The organism is Paenibacillus sp. OSY-SE (genome assembly GCF_000283315.1).
Taxonomy (GTDB): Bacteria; Bacillota; Bacilli; order Paenibacillales; family Paenibacillaceae; genus Paenibacillus_B; species Paenibacillus_B profundus.
The window spans coordinates 1-213 of the sequence record NZ_ALKF01000046.1 but is presented as its reverse complement, the minus strand read 5'-3'; the positions used below and the strand labels follow the sequence as shown (position 1 = coordinate 213).

Below are 213 nucleotides of genomic sequence, written 5' to 3'. Positions count from 1 at the left end.
GTCTGGCAGCAAAGAAGCATATGGCTCCTTGGCAAAACGATCATCTACCAGGACCAGCAGCCCTTCGTCATGCTCTGTGCGAATAAGTCTGCCACCTGCCTGAAGAACCTTGTTCATCCCTGGATATACATACGCATAGTTGAACCCATTTCGTCCCTGTTCCGAAAAATAATCCCGCAGCACGTCCCGCTCCGCTCCAATTTGCGGCAAGCC

General features: G+C 52.1%; 1 protein-coding gene. It reads right to left on the bottom strand.

The genetic code is table 11. The features are described from left to right. Positions 1-213, bottom strand: a 213-nt coding sequence (locus A372_RS32660) for a helicase C-terminal domain-containing protein (RefSeq protein ID WP_036702635.1), incomplete at both ends; no start/stop codon positions are given.